General features: G+C 51.8%; 16 protein-coding genes and 2 tRNA genes. 10 read left to right on the plus strand and 8 right to left on the minus strand.

The features are described 5' to 3' along the window. Positions 1-613 precede the first annotated feature (613 nt). The 3 genes from F7P81_RS08850 to F7P81_RS08860 all read left to right on the plus strand — a co-directional run bounded on the left by F7P81_RS08850 (position 614) and on the right by F7P81_RS08860 (position 3,952). Positions 614-2,350: an extracellular solute-binding protein gene (locus F7P81_RS08850; RefSeq protein ID WP_246176095.1), complete on the plus strand. Its 1,737-nt coding sequence runs from the start codon at positions 614-616 to the stop codon at positions 2,348-2,350. Between the two features lie 31 nt (positions 2,351-2,381). Beyond that, positions 2,382-3,056: a DsbA family oxidoreductase gene (locus F7P81_RS08855; RefSeq protein ID WP_151159229.1), complete on the plus strand. Its 675-nt coding sequence runs from the start codon at positions 2,382-2,384 to the stop codon at positions 3,054-3,056. Positions 3,057-3,163: 107 nt separating this feature from the next. Further along, complete coding sequence (locus F7P81_RS08860) at positions 3,164-3,952, plus strand: class I SAM-dependent methyltransferase (protein WP_151159230.1); 789 nt, start codon at positions 3,164-3,166, stop codon at positions 3,950-3,952. Here F7P81_RS08860 and F7P81_RS08865 read toward each other — a convergent pair. The 3 genes from F7P81_RS08865 to F7P81_RS08875 are packed head-to-tail and all read right to left on the minus strand — an operon-like array spanning position 3,949 to position 8,625. Then, positions 3,949-4,761, minus strand: coding sequence for an alpha/beta fold hydrolase (locus F7P81_RS08865; protein ID WP_151159231.1), 813 nt, complete (start codon positions 4,759-4,761; stop codon positions 3,949-3,951). The two genes, F7P81_RS08860 and F7P81_RS08865, sit on opposite strands and share 4 nt — an antisense overlap. Before the next feature lie 22 nt (positions 4,762-4,783). After that, positions 4,784-8,281: a transcription-repair coupling factor gene (gene mfd, locus F7P81_RS08870; RefSeq protein ID WP_151159232.1), complete on the minus strand. Its 3,498-nt coding sequence runs from the start codon at positions 8,279-8,281 to the stop codon at positions 4,784-4,786. 41 nt (positions 8,282-8,322) lie between these two features. Then, positions 8,323-8,625 (minus strand): FAD assembly factor SdhE, encoded by a 303-nt coding sequence (locus F7P81_RS08875; RefSeq protein ID WP_116088034.1) that lies wholly within the window; start codon positions 8,623-8,625, stop codon positions 8,323-8,325. A 110-nt stretch (positions 8,626-8,735) separates the two neighbouring features. On the opposite strand from F7P81_RS08875, the gene recG reads away from it, so the two are divergent. Then, complete coding sequence (gene recG / locus F7P81_RS08880) at positions 8,736-10,868, plus strand: ATP-dependent DNA helicase RecG (RefSeq protein WP_151159233.1); 2,133 nt, start codon at positions 8,736-8,738, stop codon at positions 10,866-10,868. Here the strand turns inward: recG and aac(6')-Ian are convergent. From aac(6')-Ian to F7P81_RS08900, 4 genes are all read right to left on the minus strand, one after another. Next, the gene (aac(6')-Ian, locus tag F7P81_RS08885; RefSeq protein ID WP_151159234.1) at positions 10,820-11,392 is read right to left on the minus strand and encodes an aminoglycoside N-acetyltransferase AAC(6')-Ian; all 573 of its coding nucleotides are present in this window, start codon (positions 11,390-11,392) and stop codon (positions 10,820-10,822) included. The genes recG and aac(6')-Ian overlap by 49 nt on opposite strands. 86 nt (positions 11,393-11,478) lie before the next feature. Next, the gene (gene glmS / locus F7P81_RS08890) at positions 11,479-13,302 is read right to left on the minus strand and encodes a glutamine--fructose-6-phosphate transaminase (isomerizing) (RefSeq protein ID WP_151159235.1); all 1,824 of its coding nucleotides are present in this window, start codon (positions 13,300-13,302) and stop codon (positions 11,479-11,481) included. A gap of 107 nt (positions 13,303-13,409) precedes the next feature. Beyond that, positions 13,410-14,771, minus strand: coding sequence for a bifunctional UDP-N-acetylglucosamine diphosphorylase/glucosamine-1-phosphate N-acetyltransferase GlmU (gene glmU / locus F7P81_RS08895; RefSeq protein ID WP_151159236.1), 1,362 nt, complete (start codon positions 14,769-14,771; stop codon positions 13,410-13,412). Positions 14,772-14,977: 206 nt separating this feature from the next. Beyond that, positions 14,978-15,724, minus strand: a complete 747-nt coding sequence (locus tag F7P81_RS08900; protein ID WP_022712343.1) for a cytochrome c biogenesis CcdA family protein — start codon at positions 15,722-15,724, stop codon at positions 14,978-14,980. Positions 15,725-15,846: 122 nt separating this feature from the next. Between F7P81_RS08900 and F7P81_RS08905 the strand changes: the two genes are divergently transcribed. The 6 genes from F7P81_RS08905 to F7P81_RS08930 all read left to right on the plus strand — a co-directional run bounded on the left by F7P81_RS08905 (position 15,847) and on the right by F7P81_RS08930 (position 20,539). Then, on the plus strand, positions 15,847-16,092 hold the full coding sequence (locus F7P81_RS08905; protein WP_151159237.1) for a hypothetical protein: 246 nt from the start codon (positions 15,847-15,849) through the stop codon (positions 16,090-16,092). A 103-nt stretch (positions 16,093-16,195) separates the two neighbouring features. Beyond that, positions 16,196-16,271 (plus strand) — tRNA-Lys (locus F7P81_RS08910). Positions 16,272-16,486: 215 nt separating this feature from the next. Next, positions 16,487-16,562 (plus strand) — tRNA-Lys (locus tag F7P81_RS08915). Positions 16,563-16,901: 339 nt separating this feature from the next. Further along, positions 16,902-18,419, plus strand: coding sequence for a VOC family protein (locus F7P81_RS08920; protein ID WP_151159238.1), 1,518 nt, complete (start codon positions 16,902-16,904; stop codon positions 18,417-18,419). Between the two features lie 207 nt (positions 18,420-18,626). Continuing rightward, positions 18,627-19,856 carry a metallochaperone AztD gene (locus F7P81_RS08925; RefSeq protein ID WP_151159239.1) on the plus strand — a complete coding sequence of 410 codons (1,230 nt, stop codon included), beginning with the start codon at positions 18,627-18,629 and terminating at the stop codon, positions 19,854-19,856. A 116-nt stretch (positions 19,857-19,972) separates the two neighbouring features. Then, entirely contained in the window at positions 19,973-20,539 is a 567-nt protein-coding gene (locus tag F7P81_RS08930; protein ID WP_151159240.1) for a hypothetical protein, read from the plus strand. Positions 20,540-20,594: 55 nt separating this feature from the next. Here F7P81_RS08930 and lon read toward each other — a convergent pair whose 3' ends face one another. Next, positions 20,595-23,018, minus strand: coding sequence for an endopeptidase La (lon, locus tag F7P81_RS08935; protein WP_075655370.1), 2,424 nt, complete (start codon positions 23,016-23,018; stop codon positions 20,595-20,597). Positions 23,019-23,054: the final 36 nt, after the last annotated feature.

The following is a 23,054-nucleotide window of genomic DNA, read 5'->3' on the forward strand; positions in this document are numbered from 1 at the left end:
TCATCGAGACTGGCAAGACAACATTTTCCCCTTGCGGATCAGCAAGTGAACCGAATTTTCGCAACCATGACTGCGGATAAAATACGGCAACAGCGTGACCCTGCGTTATTTGCGGTGTTACACTGACTGTAACGTATTATCCAGTGCCGTTTTATTAACCATAGTTTTTTAACGTCGATTTGCGCTATAAAAACAACGCATTTCCCGCCTGACTTATCAGAAAACGAAAACCGGCCGGTCAATATTTCATATTATAATTCTGTGGCTTGCTGCATATTCCCGCTAAAAAAGCGGTTTATACAGTGCATCTGATACGAATCAAATATGGTACCGGAACGGTATAATCCTCAAACATTCTCAAAATTAATCAAAAACACGCAAAATTCTGACAAATCAGAGCATTCTTATAATTTTACCGGATAGTGATTGACCAATGACACAGCCGTTCCAGCCCTTCCCGCGCATCATCAACAGGCGTCATCTGCTTGCCATGCTGGGAACTTCCGTTCTGGCAACCGCATTTGGCACAACCGGCCTGCCCTTTACTCATGGTACAGCACAGGCGCAGACTGTAGCTACCGCACAAGACAGCGTGCCATCCTACGCATTGTCCATGCATGGCGACATTGCGCTGCCAGCCGATTTCAAACATTTCCCTTATACCAATCCGGCTGCACCTAAAGACGGCAATATCACTTATGGTGTGGTCGGTACCTTTGACAGTCTCAATCCGTTTGTTCTGCAAAGCATGCGTACCACGGCGCGTGGCATGTTCAATGATGCGGATTTCGGCAATCTGATGTTTGAAACACTGATGCAGCGTTCTGCCAATGAGCCTTTCACGCTTTACGGCCTGCTGGCAGAACGTGTTGAAACGGATGATGCGCGCAGTTTTATTGAATTTACGCTGAACGAACAGGCAAAATGGTCGGACGGCAAGCCGGTGACACCGGAAGATGTGATATTCACCTATGAAATCCTGACGGAAAAAGGCCGCCCGCCCTATAATGCCCGTATGAACCGCATTGCCAAAATCGAGAAAACCGGTGAACGCGGCATCCGTTTTACCTTTAATGACAAGGCTGACAGGGAATTCCCGTTACTGCTGGCCAGTACTATGCCGGTGCTGCCGAAACATGCCGTTGATCCGGAAACTTTCGGCAAAGCTTCGCTGAAGCCACCGATCGCCAGCGGCCCTTATATTGTTAAGGCAGTTAAACCTGGTGAGCGCATCACCTATCAACGCAATCCTGACTACTGGGCAAAAGACCTGCCAAGCCGCAGCGGCTTCAGCAATTTCGACACCATCACCATCGAATATTTCCGCAATGAAACCTCCTATTTCGAGGCTTTCAAGAAGGGAATCGTTGATGTTTATGTTGACGGTTCACCTAATCACTGGAGCAAAGCCTATGACTTTCCTGCGGTAAAACAGGGAAAAGTCATTAAGGACACTTTTGTCAAAGGCACACCGGCCAATATGCTCGGCTTTGTCTTCAATACGCGGCGCGAGAAATTTGCTGATGTTAAAGTGCGCCGCGCACTCTCCGAGCTCTTTGATTTTGAATGGGCAAACCGCTCACTGTTCTCCGGTCAATATGACCGTATGGCGAGTTTCTGGCAGGGTTCGGAATTGTCATCCGTCGGTCGTCCGGCGAGCGAAGGTGAAAAGCAGTTACTCGCGCCCTATCAGGATAAAATTCTGCCGGAAACAATGGACGGCACATGGCGCCCGACCACAACCAATGGCAGCGGTCATGACCGTGCGCCTGCCAAAAAGGCCTATGATCTTCTGGAACAGGCAGGCTTTACTTTTGAAAACGGTGTAGCGCACACACCGGAAGGCACACGTCTGAGTTTCGAAATCATGACCCGCTCGGTCGATGAGGAAAAGCTGGCATTGGCCTATAAGCGCAATCTGGCACGGCTTGGTATTGTTGCGGAAATCCGCAGTGCCGATGATGCACAATATCAGCAGCGCTTGCAGAATTTCGATTATGATATGATTATCGGTGCGCTGACAGCCTCGCTCTCACCCGGCAATGAACAATGGATGCGCTGGGGTTCCGGCTCTCGTGATGCATCCGGCAGTTTCAACTATCCGGGTGCGCAGGATCCAGCTATTGATGCGATGATTGAAGCTATGCTTGCCGCAAAAGACCGCCCTGCTTTTACCGATGCAGTGCGCGCCTTTGACCGGTTACTGATTTCCGGCAGCTATTATCTGCCACTCTATTATTTGCCGAAACAGCAGGTTGCACGGTGGGAGCGGATAAAAATTCCACAAAAAACCTCGCTTTACGGCTATCAATTCCCTACATGGTGGACTGAAACCACCTCTGTGAACTAATAATAACTGGCAAATGATGACAGGTAATTTCATGACTAATAAACAAATCACAATCGATGTTATTTCCGATGTCGTCTGTCCGTGGTGCTTTCTCGGCCGTCAGCGCCTGAAAGCCGCCCTTGAAATGTTGCCGGAACTGAATGTTGAAGTGCGCTGGCGTCCGTTTCAGCTCGACCCGACACTTCCTGCTGAAGGCAAAGAGCGCAAACGCTATCTGGTTGAAAAGCTCGGCTCCCAGAGCCGCGTAAATGAAGTGCATGACCAGCTGATCGCCATCGGCAAAGAAGAAGACATCGAGTTCGACTTTGATGCGATTGAAGTCGCACCAAATACTCTGGATGCCCATCGCCTGATCCGCTGGGCGGGTGAAGTCAGCGCGGAAGTACAGGATCGCGTTGTCGGCGAATTGTTCTCACTCTATTTTGAACAGGGCGAAAATATCGGCAGCCATGAAATCCTGATCGAAGCCGCAGAAGATGCCGGTATGGAATATACCATTATCGAAACCCTGCTTGAAGGTGACACGGACAGCGACAATGTTCGTGCGGAAATCGCCGTTGCCGGACAGATGGGCGTGACCGGTGTGCCATGCTTCATTCTCGATCAGAAATATGCGGTCATGGGTGCACAGAGCGCCGAGGCCATGGCTGATGCTATCCGTCAGATTGCGGAAGGTTATGAGCCGGGTCTGAGCGAAGATCGCTGATCTTTAAACCACTGCAACAATATTATTCTAAGGCTCTTTGGTGCTCGCCAAGGAGCCTTTTTCGTCTTTCCTTCCATTATAAAGCAGATCAGTCCACAAATGATGCATTGAAACGCTCTGTATCAGAAAATTGGGAGGCCAATGCTGCGACATGGACGAAGCTTGTCCGCGCCGGTTATGATATTTACCGCGATGCGCTGCACACACCGGCTTTTCTGGAAATGCTGCCGGATATCAAAGGCTTGAACGGATTAGATGTCGGCTGCGGTGAAGGTGCCAATACGCGCGCTCTGGCACGCGCCGGTGCGAAAATGACCGGCATTGATATTGCGCCGACCTTTGTGCACCATGCTTCCGAATATGAAGAAAACGAGCCGCTTGGTATCCGTTATCTGACGGCGGATGCCCTGCACCTGTCATTCGATGATGCACAATTTGACTTCGCCAGCGCCTTCATGTCGATGATGGATATGCCGCAACAAGGCGATGTACTGAAAGAAATATTCCGCATTCTTAAACCGCAGGGTTTCTTCCAGTTCACCATTCTGCATCCGTGTTTTGTGCCGCCATTTCGTAAGAATATTCGTGATGAGAATGGTAAAGTAACCGCGGTTCTGGTTGCAGATTATTTTGAGAATATTGACGGCAGTCTTGAGACATGGCTGTTTTCAAGCGTTCCGCAAACTGAGCGCGAGCAGCATAAACCGTTCAATATTCCGCGCTTCCACCGCACTTTAAGCGAATGGATCGGCATGATTAACGCTGCAGGTTTTATTCTCGAGGCCAGTGTTGAACCAATGGCCTCGAAAGAACTGGCTGCACAAGAAGAAGTCGTTGCCGATACGCGCGTTACGCCGATTGCATGGATTGTGCGCCTGCGCAAACCACAAAATTAGCCGCGCAGGAAGCGTTCCAATATGCGGTTAAACAGCTGCGGCTTTTCCAGAAAAGCCGCATGGCCGACCTGTGGCAGCAGGAAAATCGTCTCTTCCCAGAGGTTTTTATAATTCAGCGATGCGATATGCGCATTATTGATGAAATGATCCTCAGCACCATTGAGGATAGCCAGCGGCACGGGGCAATTCTCAGCCATATGCTGCTGGTCGGCAATATTCTCCGCCAGAATATTTTTGAACATTGTCTGGCGTGTCAGCCCGTCGGTTCTGCGCACGGCATCCACCATAAAAGCCGGTGTCGGTTTATCCGGATGCACCACATGACGCGCATAGGATTGTGCCTCCGCATCGTCCAGATCACGCTGACCACCATATTTCAGCGCTTCACTCGCCACAAAAGCCTGACCTACCGCATCCGTATCTTTGGCAAATGGCGGCGTGCCGGTAATCATCAACCGGTTGACCGGTGCCTGCTGCGCAATCATTTCCAGACCGATATGCCCACCGAGCGACCAGCCGAACACCGCTGCCGATGATACATCCAGCGCCTTCAGCACATCGGCTGCGGCCTGCGCATAGCCATGCAATGTATAGGATTTTTGCGGATCAGCAGCATCATTAGAAGCGCCATGTCCCGGCAAATCAAAAGCAATCAGCCGGAAATCATGCGCCAGAGAGGATTCAAACTGCTTGTGAAACACTTCCTTGCACGCAGAATTGCCGTGAATAAACAAAACCGGAGCGCCCTTGCCTGCGCTTGTCATGACCTCAAGACGGCCATGTCTGGTTTCAACCAGCTGTTTTTGCATTTTATTCCCCCCTGTTTTTTGCTTATTCTCCGGCGATTTTTGCCAGTTGCGTCATGATTACGGCTGAACCGGTCAGGCGTTTTTCAGCGGTCGGATAATCGCGGATAAACACAATGCTCTGATCCGGCCGGATCTTCGCCAGCGAGCCCTGTGCCGCAATCATCTGCACCAGACCTGCCGGATTCGAGAAGGTCTTCTCACGGAACTGGATAACAATGCCTTTCGGCCCTGCATCCAGTTTCTCAACATTGGCCTTGCGGCACAGCGCCTTGATAAACACGATCTTGAGCAGGTGCTGCACTTCTTCCGGCAGCGGGCCAAAACGGTCGATCAGCTCGGCACCAAATCCGTCGATCTCCTGCGTTGTTTCCAGATCGGCCAGACGGCGATAAAGCCCCAGACGCAATTGCAGATCCGGCACATAAGTTTCCGGTATCATCACCGCTGTGCCAACCGCAATTTGTGGCGACCAATGGCTGTCAATCACAGGGCCTTCGGATTTCAGCTCAGCAACGGCCTCTTCCAGCATCTGCTGATACAGCTCGAAACCGACTTCCTTGATATGACCGGACTGTTCATCGCCCAGCAAGTTCCCCGCGCCGCGAATATCCATATCGTGGCTCGCAAGCTGGAAACCAGCGCCCAAAGTATCCAGCGATTGCAGCACTTTGAGACGGCGCTCAGCGGTCTGCGTCAGCGTTTTGCCCGCAGGCAATGTGAACAGCGCGAATGCACGCTGCTTGGAACGGCCAACACGGCCACGCAACTGATAGAGCTGCGCAAGACCGAACATATCCGCACGATGCACGATCATGGTATTGGCAGTCGGAATATCCAGACCGGATTCCACGATGGTTGTGGAGAGCAACACATCATACTGCCCGTCATAGAAGGCATTCATAATGTCTTCCAGCTCACCGGCCGCCATCTGCCCATAAGCCACGGCAACTTTCAGCTCCGGTACATGCTGGTCGAGGAATTCTTTGATTTCTGCAAGGTCGGAAATACGCGGACAGACATAGAAACTCTGGCCGCCGCGATAGCGCTCGCGCATCAGGGTTTCACGGATGACCAGCGCGTCAAAAGGTGAAATGAAGGTACGCACCGCCATACGGTCAACCGGCGGCGTGGTAATCAGCGACAATTCACGCACACCTGTAAGCGCCAGCTGCAAAGTGCGCGGGATCGGCGTTGCAGTGAGTGTCAGCACGTGAATATCGGATTTAAGGTCTTTCAGACGTTCTTTATGCTTGACACCGAAATGCTGTTCTTCGTCGATAATCAGCAGGCCGAGATTTTTGAACTTGATCGAATTGCCGAGCAGCGCATGGGTGCCGACAACAATATCCACCGTGCCTTCTTCAACACCTTTCTTGGTCAATGCCAGTTCTTTGGCTCCGACAAGACGCGAGGCATGGGCAACATTAATCGGCAGACCATTAAAGCGCGTGGAAAAGGTTTTGAAATGCTGGCGTGACAGCAATGTGGTCGGCACAACAACCGCCACCTGATAGCCGTTGAGCGCCGCTACAAAAGCCGCACGCAGCGCGACTTCGGTTTTACCAAAGCCGACATCGCCGCAAACCAAACGATCCATCGGCTTGCCATCGCCAAGATCGTCAAAGATCGCATCAATGGCGCGTTGCTGGTCTTCTGTCTCGTCATAAGGGAAGCGCGCAGCAAACTCACCATAAAGACCATCCGGCGGATTCAGAACCGGCGCACCGCGCATAGCGCGTTCTGCAGCAATGCGGATGAGCTGTCCGGCCATTTCCAGCAGCTGCTTCTTGAGCTTGGCTTTACGCGCCTGCCATGCGCCGCCGCCAAGCTTATCCAGAACAGCGCTTGAGCCTTCCGAGCCATAGCGCGACAGCAGTTCTATATTTTCAACCGGCAGGAACAGACGGTCGTCACCGGCATAATGCAGTTCAAGGCAATCATGCGGCGCACCGGCAGCAGTGATTGTGCGCAAGCCGACAAATTTACCGATACCGTGATCGACATGCACAACGATATCGCCTGCGGTGAGGCTACCGGCCTCAGAGATGAAATCCGCATCGCGCTTGCGTTTCTTGGTGCGTCGGATCAGGCGGTCACCGAGAATATCCTGCTCGGCCACCACAACCAGATCACCGGCATCAAAGCCGCTTTCCACGGCCAGCACAGTTGCAGTGATCTTATCACGCGACAGGGCTTTGACTGTCCGCAGATCTTTAACCGTCTCGATTTTTTCCAGACCATGTTCGTCCAGCACCTGCAACAGACGGTCAAGTGAGCCCTCCGTCCATGCGGCGACCATGATCTTTTTGCCACTTGCGCGAAGTTCAGCGATATATTTGGTTACGGCCTCAAACAGATTGACGTCTTTAGCGGCGCGTTCCTCGGCAAAGCTGCGGCCTTTATGGGCATCTGCATGGATAATATGTCGTCCGCTGGCTTCCGGTGCTTCAAAAGGCGTGAGATCATAGCGCTTGCCATTCGCCTCTGCGGCCTCTTCCACCTTACGCAGCGACATATAGAGCTGGCTCGGTGCAACGGGCTTATAGGGAATAGCATCAGCGGCTTCTTTGCCCTCGGCCTGTTTCTGACGCGCTTCATAATGGTCAAGCACCAGCTTGTGACGCTCGGCAATAGCTTCAGGCACCAGATGATCAAATACAACAGGCATTGCGCCTGTGTGATCGAACAGGGTTTCCATCTCGTCATAGAACAGCGGCAGCCAGTGCTCCATACCGGCAAAGCGGCGACCTTCTGAGATCGCAGCATAAAGCGCATCATCGCGTGACGGCGCACCAAAGGCAGCAATATAATTCTTACGGAAACGGCTGATCATATCCGGCGAGAGCGTAATCTCGCTCATCGGCTGGAGAGTGAACTCCTTGCGCGTCTCAGTGGTGCGTTGCGAGGCCGGATCGAACGCACGAATGCTCTCCAACGTATCACCAAAGAAATCCAGACGCAGCGGCTCTTCCGCACCCGGCACGAACAGATCAAGAATACCACCGCGTACCGCAAATTCACCGACATCACGTACGGTCGGCACGCGTTCAAAGCCGTTGCGTTCAAGGCGCTGGGTCAGCTCATCCATATTCACGCGGTTGCCCGGCCGTGCAGAGAAACTCTGCTCAGCCAACACAGCGCGTGGCGGCAGTTTCTGCAATACCGCATTGGCAGTGGCAATAATCAGCGCCGGATGTTTCTGCTCCCGCAAAGCGCTCAGTTGGCTCAAAGCATTCAGACGTCTGGCCGAGACGGTTGCACCGGGGGAAACGCGGTCATAAGGCAGACAGTCCCATGCAGGAATATGCAACACCGGCAATTCCGGCATGATGAAGCCGATCACCTGCTCAATATCCGCCACGCGCTGCCCGTCGCGCGCGATGAACAGTATCGGCCCTTTATCGCCCGCCTCTTCCAGAATCTTGGCCAGCACAAAGGCTTCATAACCATCGGCAACACCGTCAATCAGCACATGATTGACGAGTACCGGTTTCAGACCAAGTTTGGAAAATACGGGCATAGGATGACTCTGCTATGTGTACGAACTTCTGATTTATAAGATCAATAGTCGATTTTATCGCGGAACAAAATAAGATCACGGAACAAAACCGTGTCAAAAGCTTCCGGTGTTTTGTCTTCGCCGGTAATCCATTTGAACAGATCGCGGTCGAGCACTTCGAGCAGGCGCTCAAACTCATTCAATGTATCTTCATCCATGGTTGCAATATGCATGTCAGCATATTGACCGAAGATCAGATCCATTTCCTTCATACCGCGGTGCCATGAGCGGAACAGCAGCTTGCGACGACGCGGATCCAGCTGTGCGCCTGCCTCGGTGCCCGATAATTTACTGCCTGTGCTCATATCACTCTCCGGATTAACGTCTGTGTATTCAAGTATGTTACCAGCCATATAACGCGGGATGAGCGCGATGTCAGCTTGCAAGTTAATAAGATCTAAGTAAGTTTGCTTTCATGCGTCCAAGTCTGCTTGATCCCCTGTTTGCATCCGTCCGCACCCTTACCGGTATCGGGCCTAAAGTCTCTGCTCTGCTGCTGAAACTGCTCGGCGCGGAAAGCGCGACGATGCTTGAACCGCGTGTGGGACAATTGCTGTTTCTGGCACCAAACAGTGTGATCGACCGGCGCAACCGTCCGGGTGTGGCTTTTGCGCAGGAAGGGGCCGTGGTCACGTTGGAAGTGACAGTTGATGAATATCAGTTCTCACCCTCCACTGCCAAATCAGGCGCCTTTATGCGCGGCTCCGTGCCCCATCGCATTTATGCCCATGATGATACGGGCGAAGTAACACTGGTTTTCTTCCGTGCCCAGCGCCCGTGGCTGGAAAAGAGCCTGCCTCTTGGCGAAAAGGTCATCGTCTCCGGCAAAGTCGAATGGTTCAATGGTCGTGCCTCAATGGTGCATCCCGATCATATTGCGCCGATTGACGGCAGCGATGATCTGCCGCTGATCGAGCCGGTCTATCCGCTGACTGCCGGTCTTTCACCCAAAACACTGGCACGCGCGATGCGTGATGCGCTGACACGCATTCCTGATCTGCCGGAATGGCAGGATAAGACGCTGATGCAGCGGGAGGGCTTTCCGTCTTTCTCGCAAGCTTTGCATCATCTGCATTTGCCGGAAGAACCGGAAGATATTGCGCAAGAGAGCCCTTCGCGTCGCCGCCTCGCCTATGATGAATTTCTCGCCGGACAAATGGCGCTGGCACTGGTGCGCGCCAAGACCAAGCGTCTCTCAGGTCGCCCGCTCAATGGCACAGGCAAAATCACCGCGCAGATATTGGCCAATCTGCCCTATAGCCTGACGAAAGGTCAGGAACAGGCAGTTAAAGATATTATCGGCGACCTCAAGCAGCCGGAGCGCATGCTGCGCCTGCTGCAAGGTGATGTCGGCGCGGGTAAAACTGTAGTTGGCTTACTGTCTATGGCACATGCAGCGGAATCAGGCGGACAATCCGCCTTGATGGCACCGACTGAAGTGCTGGCACGTCAGCATTTTGCAACCATTGCACCGCTGGCTGAAAAAGCCGGATTGAAAGCTGCTTTGCTGACAGGGCGTGAAAAAGGCAAAGAGCGTCAGCGCATTCTCGACGAACTGGCCGATGGTACAATTCATATCATTATCGGTACCCATGCGCTATTTCAGGATAAGGTCGAATATCATGATCTGGTATTTGTGATTATTGATGAGCAGCACCGTTTTGGCGTGCATCAGCGTCTGCAGCTCACCGCCAAGGGTACTGCGCCGGATATGCTGGTGATGACCGCCACACCGATACCGCGCACGCTGGTTCTGACCGCTTTTGGCGATATGGATGTTTCCAAACTCACTGAGAAACCGGCAGGCCGCCAGCCGATCACCACCGCAATTGTGCCGAGTGAGCGGTTGAGTGAAATTGTTGACCGAATGCGTAAGGCAATTTCCGAGGGGCAGAAAATCTACTGGATCTGCCCGCTGGTGGAAGAATCAGAACATGTTGAGCTGACCTCTGCCGAAGAACGCTTTCAATCTTTTCTGCCGGTATTTGGCGACAAGCTTGGCCTCATTCACGGCCGCATGACCGGACAGGAAAAAGACGATGCCATGCTGGCTTTCAAGCGCGGTGATACAAGCCTGCTGATTGCCACAACGGTGATTGAGGTTGGTGTGGACGTGCCGGATGCAACCGTAATTGTGATTGAACATGCCGAGCGCTTCGGCCTGTCGCAATTGCATCAGCTACGTGGTCGTGTCGGGCGTGGTGATAAGCCATCCACATGTCTGCTGCTCTATAAAGGCCCGCTGGGTGAGATTGCCAAAGCGCGTTTGCAGGTGATGCGTGAGACGGAAGACGGTTTCCGCATTGCCGAAGAAGACCTGAAACTGCGTGGTGAAGGCGAATTGCTCGGCACCCGCCAGTCCGGCACGCCGGGCTTTAAACTCGCTTCCATGGAAGCGCATACTGATCTTCTGGAAATCGCCCGTAAAGATGCCCGTCTGATGCTGGAGCGCGATATTGATTTGCAATCTGAGCGCGGTCAGGCGCTGCGGTTGTTGCTCTATATTTTCGGCCGTGACGAGGCAATCAGACTGCTGCGTGCAGGATAATACTGCATCAGCCAGCAATCCTGCAGCTGCCCTTCGTGCATTTCATGGGCGGGCAGCAGGCGGAGTTTTTCAAAGCCGCATTTTTCATAACAGGCAATAGCACGCAAGTTACGGCTTTGCGGGTCGAGTACAAGGCGCTGTGCTGCCTTTTCTGTTATGAGATAATCCCGCATTAGTGAGACAAGCTGTGTGCCCAGCCCCAGTCCCCAGAAATCCGACTCGCCGATAAACTGATCCAGCCCGTAGATTATATCTTCAACAGGTAATTCCAGTGCCTGCTTATCTTCGCTATCCAGCGGGTAAAACTGCACATAGCCCAGCGGCTTATTATCCAGCAACACCAGACACGGTGTGGTTTCCCCCTGATCTTCAATAAAAATTTCGATGATGGATTGCAGATCGAAGTGCTTGTCGCGTCCTTCATAAAATTCCAGCACACGTTTATCCTGCAGCCAGCGCAGCATCACCAGCGCATCGCTTTTCTGCAAAACACGTATTGCCAATCTGCCTTGCTGCACCAGCATAACCATTCTCCCGCCGCTTATGATCTATAAATAAAAAGCCCGCTTATCTGAGACAAGCGGGCTTTGAAAAAACAGACTGCCTTGACCTATTCAACAGTCACGGATTTCGCCAGATTACGCGGCTGATCCACGTCTGTCCCCATGAAGACAGCAGTGTAATAAGCCAGCATCTGGATCGGCAGAGCATAAACCAGAGGCGAAATGAATTCCGGCACATCCGGCATAATCAGCACGGAATGTGCTTCCACATTTGCGTGTTTTGCACCTTCCTTGTCCGTGATCAGGATGATCCGGCCACCGCGGGCTGCCACTTCCTGCATATTCGACACGGTCTTCTCATAAAGACGGTCAAATGGTGCAATCACAATCACCGGCATGGTTTCATCAATCAGTGCAATCGGCCCGTGTTTCAGCTCACCGGCTGCATAGCCTTCCGCATGAATATAGGAGATTTCCTTGAGCTTTAACGCACCTTCAAGAGCCAGCGGATAGGATGTGCCGCGTCCAAGATAAAGCACATCTTTGACATTCATCAGGTCACGGCAGATCGCTTCGATCTTTGGTGCCAGTTTCAGCGCTTCATGCAGCACACCAGAGAGATTGCCAAGCTCACTGACCAGCTGCTTCTCTTCTTCCGGTGTAATCGTGCCGCGTGCCTTGGCAGCGGATAGTGCCAGCGAAGCCAGAACCGAAAGCTGACAGGTGAAAGCCTTGGTCGATGCCACGCCGATTTCCGGCCCTGCCAGGGTCGGCAGAACAATATCGGACTCGCGGGCAATGGTGGATTCACGCACATTGACCACAGCGGCAATCGGCAGGCCTTGCGAGCGGCAATAGCGCAGCGATGCAAGCGTGTCGGCGGTTTCACCAGACTGCGACACAAACAGTGCCAGCGTATCGGTTGAGAGCGGCATTTCGCGGTAGCGGAATTCCGATGCAATATCGATCTCTACCGGCAGACGCGCATAACGTTCCAGCCAGTATTTGCCGATTGTTGCTGCGTAATAAGCGGTACCGCAGGCGGAAACAGCCATACGGTTGATCTTCGACCAGTCGATATTATTGACATCGGTGCGGATCGACGAGGATGCGAAATCCAGATAATGCGCCAATGTGCGGGAAATCACTTCCGGCTGCTCATAGATTTCCTTTTCCATGAAATGGCGATAATTGCCTTTATTGACAACATAAGCACCACTGGCAGACTGCTGCACAACACGGCTGACCGCATTATTGCCTTCATCATAGATGACAACGCTATCACGGGTCAGAACTGCCCAATCACCATCTTCCAGATAGGTCACTTTATCGGTGAACGGTGCCAGCGCGATCGCATCGGAGCCGAGGAACATTTCCCCTTCACCATAGCCGATGGCCAGTGGCGAACCGCGGCGTGCTGCGACCAGCATTTCATTTTCGCCGGTGAACAGGAAAGCCAGTGCAAAAGCACCGCGCAGACGGCTAAGCACATTGCGTACGGCTTCAACAGGCGCATCGCCGGAGCGGATATTGCGGGCGACCAGCTGCGCTACAGTTTCCGTATCCGTATCGCTCTGGAACTTAACGCCTTCAGCTTCCAGCTCTGTACGCAGTTCAGCAAAATTTTCGATAATACCGTTATGAACAATCGCAACCTGCTCAGTGGCATGCGGATGCGCATTGCGTTCTGTCGGCGCACCATGGGTTGCCCAGCGTGTGTGACCGATACCGATTGTGCCGCTCAGCGGTTCTGCCGCCAAACGGTTTTCCAGATTAACCAGCTTACCTTCGGCACGGCTGCGGGCAATCTGATTATCCACCAGAGTGGCAATACCGGCTGAATCATAACCGCGATATTCAAGACGCTTCAGCGCATCCACAAGTCGCATTGCGACCGGCTGTTTACCGACAATACCAATAATTCCGCACATGAGTGTCTGTTCCTGTTGCGTCTTTGTTTTAAGGTCTGACCTATAGGCCTTAAGACCACACAATTCCTATCATCACTTTAAATTTAAAAATGACGATTTTATGATAATTATTTGTTTTTGCTTGCTTTAATGGCTTTATATTTTTCGCGCAAAATCTCTGCACGGCCTTCTTTATTAACCTGACGGGCACGACCGAGCGCCAATGCATTTTCAGGCACTTCATCGGTAATCACGCTGCCAGAGGCCACATAAACACCATTGCCGATTGTCAGTGGCGCAACCAGAGCAGAGTTGGAACCAACAAAGGCATTGCTACCGATTATGGTTTTGAACTTGTTATAGCCATCATAATTGCAGGTAATCACGCCCGCGCCGATATTGGTTTCCGCACCCACAGTTGCATCACCGATATAGGACAAATGATTGACCTTGGCACCGGCGCCGATATCCGCATTTTTCACTTCGCAGAAATTGCCGACCTTGGCTTTCTCGGCCAGTTTTGCACCCGGACGCAGGCGTGCGAACGGCCCCACACTGGTATTGGCACCAATATGTGCGCCTTCAACATGAGAGAATGCATGGATAACGGCACCGCACTCAACGGTCACTTTAGGGCCGAAGAACACATTCGGCTCAATCAGCACATCGGCCTCAATCAGCGTATCATGCGCAAAGAAAACCGTTTCAGGTGCAATCAGCGTCACGCCGGATAGCATTACATCACGGCGCTTGCGTGCCTGCCACAGAGCTTCAGCCTCGGCCAGTTCTGCACGATTATTGATGCCAATGACATTCTCAACCGGTACATCAATGGCAATAACATTCAGCCCCTGCGCATGTGCCAGCTTCACCACATCGGTGAGATAATATTCGCCTTTGGAATTATCGTTCTTCACGGCAGAGATCAGCTGCAGCGCATGCTTGCCGTTCAGCGCCATCAATCCGCCGTTGCAGAATGTGATTTTGCGCTGCTCGTCCGTCGCGTCTTTTTCTTCAACGATGGCAATCAGCTTGCCATTTTCTTCAACCAGACGGCCATAGCCGGTCGGGTTTTCCGGACGGAAGCCCATCACCACAATATCCGCGCCTTCCGCCAGCTTGTTACGGGCAGCGCGCAAAGAGGTTTCTTCGATCAGCGGTGTGTCACCAAACACGACCAGCACATCATCATGCGATTCCGCCAAAGCTTCACGCGCAGCCAGAACCGCATGGGCAGTACCAAGACGCTCGGTCTGCTCGTAGAAACGTGCTTTATCGCTGATTTTGCCAACAGCCTTCTGTACATCTGCAGCGCCGCGACCGACAACAACGGCCAGATCAGCCCCATCATCAGCACCCTGCACGGCCTTAACCACATGCCCCACCAGCGGCAGACCGGCAATCTCATGCAGTACTTTGGACATGGAAGACTTCATGCGGGTACCCTCACCGGCAGCGAGGATGATAGTCAGGCAGGATCTGGAAGCCATATTAATTCCGTGTTTCATAACTGGCAAAGAGGTCTGAATTATCAGAACCACTTTAAAGGCAAAACGTATAGATTCATTTACACAAAACAAGCAAGGTGCCGATGATTTTGCATGAATCGCGGTATTATTCTGTTTTTAAACAGTTTCCTGTTCAGGATTTATGGTTGTGCCGGTCACTTTTCAGAAACAACCGGTACGTATCGTGATTAGCCGAGCTTGCCCAGTACAGGGAATGTCTCAAGCAGCCAGAAAGCAAAAGCTTCCATACCGCCGGTGAGGAACAGGATACCGGCAAGCACCAGCAAAATACCCATTACTTTTTCGACCTTGCCCATATGCACGCGGAAACGTGACAGGAACCGCATGAAACGGCCGGAAAACAGCGCCGCCAGCATAAACGGAATGCCCAGCCCCAGCGAATAAACAGCCAGCAGCGATGCACCATCCAGCACTGAAGCTTTGGAACCTGCAAGTGTCAGGATCGGCCCCAAGACCGGCCCGATACATGGTGTCCAGCCGAATGCAAAGGCCAGCCCCATAATATAGGCACCCAAAGGTGTGGCCGGTGCGGAATTTGCCTGAAAACGTGCTTCCCGTGACAGCAACGGAATGCGGATCAGTCCAAGAAAATTCAACCCCATCACAATAATAACAAGACCGGCGGCAATCGCCATTTCCTGCTGCCATTGACGCAGAAAGTGACCGATTGACGATGCACCGGCACCAAGTGCCACAAATACGGTGGTAAAGCCGAGAACAAATGCAAATGACGTCACCAGCAACCGGATGCGGTTGCGTGTGGCCTGCGAGGCCTCTCCGCCATTGCGGAAATCATCCACACTCACACCGGCCATATAACAGAGATAAGGCGGCACGAGCGGCAGAACACAAGGAGAGAGAAAAGATAAGGCACCGGCACCAACGGCTGTCAGATAAGAAATGTCGATTGCCATATTATTTCCCTGTCAAATTACGAAATCCGTGACTTTCAGCAACCACCAGCCTTGCTCCGCTGATTCAGTGCGAGCTCACGGGCATGGTGCTGCTTATAGTCGTGCGGGTCTTATAGCCAGAAATGTTCCGGATAGGAACTGCAGGTGCGAATATCGGTAAATTTTCAGGAATCAGCCATGCAAACAATGGCTTGCCGGAATCATTCTTTAAAAGAATCTCATTCGGAGGCATGAATCGCCCCTCTGTATTTTTCTTCAGAACACAGAAATCATCAAATATGCATGATATGAGCGCGATTTCCGCACCTCAACATGGGGAAAAACCGGAAAAAACTTCAAAAAATCCGCTTTCACATCAAAAACAATGATTTTTGGTGTTGACGATCGCGATATCGGCACCTATGTATCGCCGCACTTGCAGAGCATTACCGAGATGCTCCTGACAGAGACTTCTTGTCTCAGAAATTGCAAGAGCGCGTAGCTCAGCCGGTAGAGCAACTGACTTTTAATCAGTAGGTCCACGGTTCGAACCCGTGCGCGCTCACCACTTTCTCCCCTTATAAAATCCTCTTAAATTTGAGCAGCTTGTTTGTCTGCGCATTAAATCTGTCTTTGTACCTGTCTTGTGTATAAACTTAAGATTTTGAATTTAAACACTGATTTTAGTGTTGACGATGGCGCCAAACCGCCTTATGTATCGCCCCACTTGCAGAGCATTACCGAGATGCTCCTGACAGAGACTTCATGTCTCAGAAATTGCAAGAGCGCGTAGCTCAGCCGGTAGAGCAACTGACTTTTAATCAGTAGGTCCACGGTTCGAACCCGTGCGCGCTCACCACTTTCTCCGGATTTTTCTCACTACAACAATTTGCCAGTCTTATATTGGACTATTTTAATATGCACTCATGCGTATAGTTGGACTGTCAACAGATGATATTTTCACCAAGTTGATCTCCTCATGATACCTACTCGATATCTGCCCCGTATTGCTCTGCAATGCGGGGTCTTTTTATGCCTGTGAAATAAATCAACTTTTCGGGAATTGAATGGTGTTGATACAGTGTTCACCCTGCCCATATTACAAAAATACAAATCTACGATAATATAATGCGAAACACCGAACAGTTCGGCAGAGATTGATTTCATTCTCTGCTTTATCAGTCTCAGAAAGGCCAATATGACCTCCGGTATCCATCATGTGACCCTTATCACCCGCAATGTGCAGGCCAATATTGATTTTTATGCAGGTTTTCTGGGGTTGCGTCTGGTCAAGCAAACCGGCGGCTTTGAAGACGGTGAGCAGCTTCACCTGTTTTACGGTGATGCCCTTGGCTCACCAGGTTCATTGATTACATTTCTTGTCTGGGAAGAAGGTGCGCGCGGTCGTGTCGGTCATGGTCAGGTAGCGGAAATTGCACTCGCAGTCCCGCCGGAATCAATCGGTGACTGGCTGACACGCGCTCTGTCCCGGCAAATTCGCGTTGAAGGGCCAAAGCGTGAATTCGGTGAACCAGTATTACGTCTCAAAGATCCCGATGGCGTTACCGTCAAACTGGTCGGTCATGACATGCCGGCTGCACATCCGTGGAATTCTGCACCCACCCGTCTGCACAGCGTTACCCTTTTCACTGAAACGCAGGAAGAAACCGCCGCTTTCATCAAGCGCTTCGGCTATAGTGAAGGTCAGCGTGAAGAAACTGTGTTGCGCATGGTTTCCGATACGGATTTCGTGGATGTTCGCAATGTCAGCGGCTTTGTGCCGGGCATTCCCGGAACCGGCATTGCCGACCATGTGGCATTCCGCGCCAAAGATGTTGATGCAGTCAAAGCGGCTGAAGCAGAATTGTCACGCCTCAATTCGTCGATCACCAACTTCCATGACCGCAAATATTTCACCTCACTTTATGTGCGTGAACCGGGCGGAACACTGATTGAGCTGGCAACCGACGGACCGGGTTTTACCATTGATGAAACACCGGAGCATCTGGGCGAAACACTGTTTGTACCACCGCATAATCAGGAGCGCGCGCAGGATCTGAAAGTGATAATGCCGCAATTTGCGATGCCCGGAGAGGAAAGAATTGCCATGCGTGACCTGCCCTTTGTGCATCGCTTCTATACGCCGGAAAATCCCGATGGCAGTGTTATTCTACTGCTACACGGTACCGGCGGCAATGAAGCCGATCTGATGCCGATGGCGCATCGCGTCAACCCGCGTGCTACCCTGCTCGGCGTGCGCGGACGCAGCCATGAGGAAGGGACTGCCCGCTGGTTCCGCCGCTTTGGCGCCACGCAGTTCGATCAGGCGGATATCCGCTCGGAGGCTGAGGCATTTAACGCCTTTTTTGAAGGGGCAATTGCTTCTTATGGCCTGAAACCGGAAGATATCACGGTGCTCGGCTACTCCAATGGTGCAAATTTTGCCGCTGCAGTGATGGCGCTTTTCCCGAAACTGATCCGCCGCGCTATTCTGTGCCGCCCGATGCATGTGCTGGAAGATGTACCGCAGGCTGACCTGTCCGGCACAGAGGTACTGACTCTGGCCGGAAAATCTGATCCTTACGGCAAATATGCTGAAGCGCTGAATACATGGCTCAGCAAGAACGGCGCGAGTTTAACGGCAGAGACGCTCAATGCAGGTCATCAGCTCTCGCAGGACGATATTGCCCGTGCAAAGGAATGGCTGCATTTATAAACGCAGCCATAAAAGCATTTCCAACAAAGTCGAAGCGGTTTGCGTCGGACAATGCGAGGATAAAAAGATAGAGCGGTTCTGACGATTAAGTTTCAATCAGACCGTTCTATTTATGTTATAAAATTACAATAATTTCTTTTGCGGCATAGACATGTCAGATAAACGCATCTATCAGTCGTAATGTTATTACATTTCGACTTGAGGTTTATGATGCTAAAACAACTAAAATGCGCAACGGCGCTCGGCATATTAGGCTCCCTACTGATTGCCGGTCATGCCGGTGCAGATGAGGAACATAAGCAGGTCTGGCGTTTGTTTGTTGCCGATCATACCAAGCCGGTGGTTCGGGCGATTGATCTGGAGAGCGGCAAAGAACTCGGAAAATTTGATATCAAAGGCTATGCCGGTCTGACGGCGAGTGCATCCGGCGAAACTGTATTCGCCGTGCAATCCGATGCCGATCAGGTGAATGTCATTAAAACCGGCATCAGCCTTTCCGATCATGGCGACCATCGTGATCTGGAAGTTTCGGACACAGCCTTGCTGGATGAGAAATTTGAAGGCAAACGTCCGGTTCATGCGGTGATGCATGGTGACAATGTTGTGCTGTTCTTCGACCGCGAAGGCAAAGGCCATGAACTGTCCGAGCAGGATATTCTGAAAGGCAATCCGCAGGCAAAGATCATTGATGCCACAGCGCCGCATCATGGTGTGATTGTGCCTTTCGGCGATCAATATCTGGCTTCCGTGCCAAATCTGGAAGCAGAAACCAAGCCCGACGCCCTGCCGCCACGCCTCGGCCTGCGTGTTCTTGAGGCCGACGGCACGCAGACCGGCGATGTTGCAACCTGCACAGCCTTGCATGGCGAAGCCTTCTCCGCCAGTCTCGCTGCGTTTGGTTGTGAGGAAGGCGTGCTGATCGCCAGCCCGTCCAAAGATAAAAAAGCCGAGCTGAAAATGCTGACCTATGGTGCTGATCTGCCAAAGGGCAAAGTCAGTACATTGATTGGCAGCAAAGCGATGCAGTTTTTCCTCGGCAATTATGGTGAGGACAAGATTGCTCTGATCGATCCGGAAAGCGACACGCCTTATCGCCTGGTTGATCTGCCGACCCGTCGTGTGGATTTTGCGCTCGACCCTGCCCGCCTGAAAAATGCCTATGTGCTGACGGAAGACGGCCAGCTTCATCTCATCAATATTCTGGATGGCACAATCACCCGTTCTGCGAAAGTGACCGAGCCTTACAGCAAAGACGGCCACTGGCGTGATCCGCGCCCGCGTCTGGCCGTTGCGGGTGACCATATTGCGATTACCGATCCGCGCCACAGTCTGGTACGCCTGATTAATATTGAAAGCCTCAAAGAAGACCGCACCATACCTGTGGCCGATCAGCCATTCAGCATTGTTGCTGTCGGCGGCTCAGGCGCAGAACATTAAAAATATAAAGCCTCCCAAAATGAAAAGACCAGTTTGATACTGGTCTTTTTTATATTTGCCATTCGGATGTTCACTGCTTACGGCAGAGATATCTGTTTTAAGAATGGTACTCTCTCATGAGAAAACACGCATTGTTCGCCGCCCTCGGCCTGATGCCATTGTTACTGGCAGCGGCTCTGTTCACCGGCATTGAGGTAAAATATCGCGAGCATGACACGGATTATACGTTTTTCGTCAAGCAACAGCCCTCTCTGCAACTCTTCTTTGTTAATCCGATTGTTTGCGGGGAATGTGATGTTGAGGCTTTTGAAAAGCTGTCGCTGGCTCGTATTGATGACATCCGCATCTATTGCCGCCAGCGTTTCGGCCTCGATAATCTGCGTATGTGCCATGCGATTTTTGCCGAACACCAAAGGCAGGTAAATACAACAATGCAAAATCCTGATGAGATTGCCGCCGTTGCCGCGCGTTTTATCAATCATCAAAACATAGAGCAGAACAGCAATTGGGCATTTCCTGTTGTTAATGCCAAGGTGGCTGTACCTGAATGTCTGCTGCCACTGGATACAGCATGGCGAGATGATGCGGATCAGGTAAAACGCATCAGTGTCAATTGCGCTGATACCGGACAACCCGCCCCGCAAAATCGTTGGAATGTAACTTTGCCAGTTTACCCCAATTAAAGAATAAGCCCCGCAAGTCAGACTTGCGGGGCTTTTGATTTTTTATTGCAGATGATTAGTGAGCCATGCCCACAACAGCATCATCATCGCCGGTTTTAGCAATGGCTGATACTTCCGGTTCAACCCATTCGATCGGTTCCGGCTTGCGGATCAGTGCATGTTCAAGCACCTCACCGACATAAGAGACCGGAATGATTTCCAATGCGTTTTTCACATTGTCCGGAATTTCAGCCAGATCCTTGGCGTTTTCTTCCGGAATCAGCACCTTCTTGATACCGCCGCGCAGAGCTGCGAGCAGTTTTTCCTTCAGGCCGCCGATTGGCAGAACACGACCGCGCAATGTAACCTCACCAGTCATAGCAACGTCTTTGCGTACCGGAATACCGGTCAGCACAGAAACAATTGCGGTTACCATTGCTGTACCGGCAGACGGACCATCCTTCGGTGTCGCACCTTCCGGTACGTGCACGTGGATGTCGCGCTTGTCGAACAGCGGAGGCTCGATGCCGAAATCCACCGCACGGGAGCGGACATAGGATGCCGCAGCCGAAATGGATTCCTTCATCACATCACGCAGGTTACCAGTCACGGTCATACGACCTTTACCCGGCATCATCACACCTTCAATGGTCAGCAATTCGCCGCCCACTTCCGTCCATGCCAGACCGGTAACAACACCAACCTGATCTTCACCGTCGATTTGTCCGTAACGGAACTTCATGACACCGAGATAATCAGAAATATTATCCTTGGTCACATGAACCGACTTGGTCTTTTTACGTGCGATTTCCGTGACAGCTTTACGCGCCAGCTTCATCATTTCACGTTCAAGACTACGCACACCGGCTTCGCGGGTGTAGTGCTGGATCACAGCAAGAATGGCTGCTTCATCAACCGAGAATTCATTCGGCTGCAAAGCATGTTCCTTGATTGCCTTTGGCAGCAAATGGCGCTTGGCAATTTCAAGTTTTTCATCCTCGGTGTAACCGGCAATACGGATGATCTCCATACGGTCAAGCAGAGGGCCCGGAATATTCAGCGAGTTTGCAGTCGTCACAAACATTACATTGGACAGGTCATATTCGACCTCCAGATAATGATCCATGAAAGTTGCATTCTGTTCCGGATCCAGCACTTCCAGCATTGCCGATGACGGATCACCGCGGAAATCCTGCCCCATCTTGTCAATCTCATCGAGAAGGAACAGCGGGTTAGACTTCTTGGCTTTCTTCATCGACTGCACAACCTTGCCCGGCATGGAGCCGATATAGGTTCTGCGGTGACCGCGGATTTCAGCCTCATCACGCACACCGCCAAGCGACATACGCACATATTCACGACCGGTTGCCTTGGCAATCGAGCGCGCCAGCGAGGTTTTACCAACCCCCGGAGGGCCTACGAGACAGATGATCGGGCCTTTGATCTTGGCAGCGCGTGACTGTACCGCGAGATACTCGACAATACGCTCCTTAACCTTATCCAGGCCGAAATGTTCTGTATCCAGCACTTCCTCGGCAAAAGCCAGATCGGTTTTGACCTTGGACTTCTTGTTCCACGGCAGGGACAGCAGCCAGTCTAGATAGTTGCGCACCACTGTGGCTTCCGCCGACATCGGGCTCATCGACCGCAGCTTCTTCATTTCAGCCTGCGCTTTTTCCGCAGCTTCCTTGCTCAGCTTGGTCTTGGCAATGCGTTCTTCCAGCTCGGCCAGTTCATCCTTGCCGTCTTCACCGTCGCCCAGTTCCTTCTGGATCGCCTTCATCTGTTCGTTCAGATAATATTCGCGCTGGGTCTTTTCCATCTGGCGTTTAACACGCGAGCGGATGCGCTTTTCAACCTGAAGAACCGAGATTTCGGATTCCATATATTCCAGAGCTTTTTCAAGACGCTCACGAACCGACAGGATCGAAAGCATTTCCTGCTTTTCAGCAATCTTAATCGCCAGATGCGAGGCTACCGTATCGGCCAGTTTCGAATGATCGTCGATCTGACTGGTCGCGCCGACAACTTCAGGCGAAATCTTCTTGTTCAGCTTCACATAATTTTCAAAGTCGCTCATCACCGAGCGGGACAGCGCTTCGATTTCCACCGGCTCTTCTTCCGGCAGTTCGAGAATGTCAGCATAGGCTTCGTGATAATCTTCACGGTCGCTGAATTTGGAAATCTTGGCGCGTGCAATACCTTCGACCAACACTTTTACAGTGCCGTCCGGCAGTTTCAGCAGCTGCAGCACATTGGCAACTGTACCGATTTCATAAATCGCGTCATTGGCCGGCTCATCGTCAGCAGCATTTTTCTGCGTGGCAAGCAAGATCTGCTTATCAACGCCCATCACTTCTTCAAGCGCACGGATTGATCTTTCGCGGCCGACAAAAAGCGGCACAATCATATGCGGGAAGACAACAATATCGCGCAATGGCAATACGGCATAGAGCCCGTCCTGACCACCCACCGATGTCTTCAACTCTGTATCCGTCATTTTAAGTCCTTTCCCGGGTTAACCACCCGATCGCCA

Source organism: Pseudochrobactrum saccharolyticum, assembly GCF_008801715.1.
Taxonomy (GTDB): domain Bacteria; phylum Pseudomonadota; class Alphaproteobacteria; order Rhizobiales; family Rhizobiaceae; genus Pseudochrobactrum; species Pseudochrobactrum saccharolyticum.

What these genes read in the sequence shown, in the direction of transcription:
- F7P81_RS08855 (WP_151159229.1), top strand. Translation starts at nt 2,382, where the DNA reads ATGACTAATAAACAAATCACAATCGATGTTATTTCCGATGTCGTCTGT.
- F7P81_RS08905 (WP_151159237.1), top strand. Translation starts at nt 15,847, where the DNA reads ATGTTCCGGATAGGAACTGCAGGTGCGAATATCGGTAAATTTTCAGGA.
- F7P81_RS08920 (WP_151159238.1), top strand. Translation starts at nt 16,902, where the DNA reads ATGACCTCCGGTATCCATCATGTGACCCTTATCACCCGCAATGTGCAG.
- F7P81_RS08875 (WP_116088034.1), bottom strand. Translation starts at nt 8,625, where the DNA reads ATGAGCACAGGCAGTAAATTATCGGGCACCGAGGCAGGCGCACAGCTG.
- F7P81_RS08900 (WP_022712343.1), bottom strand. Translation starts at nt 15,724, where the DNA reads ATGGCAATCGACATTTCTTATCTGACAGCCGTTGGTGCCGGTGCCTTA.
- glmS (WP_151159235.1), bottom strand. Translation starts at nt 13,302, where the DNA reads ATGTGCGGAATTATTGGTATTGTCGGTAAACAGCCGGTCGCAATGCGA.
- recG (WP_151159233.1), top strand. Translation starts at nt 8,736, where the DNA reads ATGCGTCCAAGTCTGCTTGATCCCCTGTTTGCATCCGTCCGCACCCTT.
- mfd (WP_151159232.1), bottom strand. Translation starts at nt 8,281, where the DNA reads ATGCCCGTATTTTCCAAACTTGGTCTGAAACCGGTACTCGTCAATCAT.
- F7P81_RS08850 (WP_246176095.1), top strand. Translation starts at nt 614, where the DNA reads ATGCATGGCGACATTGCGCTGCCAGCCGATTTCAAACATTTCCCTTAT.
- F7P81_RS08930 (WP_151159240.1), top strand. Translation starts at nt 19,973, where the DNA reads ATGAGAAAACACGCATTGTTCGCCGCCCTCGGCCTGATGCCATTGTTA.
- F7P81_RS08865 (WP_151159231.1), bottom strand. Translation starts at nt 4,761, where the DNA reads ATGCAAAAACAGCTGGTTGAAACCAGACATGGCCGTCTTGAGGTCATG.
- glmU (WP_151159236.1), bottom strand. Translation starts at nt 14,771, where the DNA reads ATGGCTTCCAGATCCTGCCTGACTATCATCCTCGCTGCCGGTGAGGGT.
- lon (WP_075655370.1), bottom strand. Translation starts at nt 23,018, where the DNA reads ATGACGGATACAGAGTTGAAGACATCGGTGGGTGGTCAGGACGGGCTC.
- F7P81_RS08925 (WP_151159239.1), top strand. Translation starts at nt 18,627, where the DNA reads ATGATGCTAAAACAACTAAAATGCGCAACGGCGCTCGGCATATTAGGC.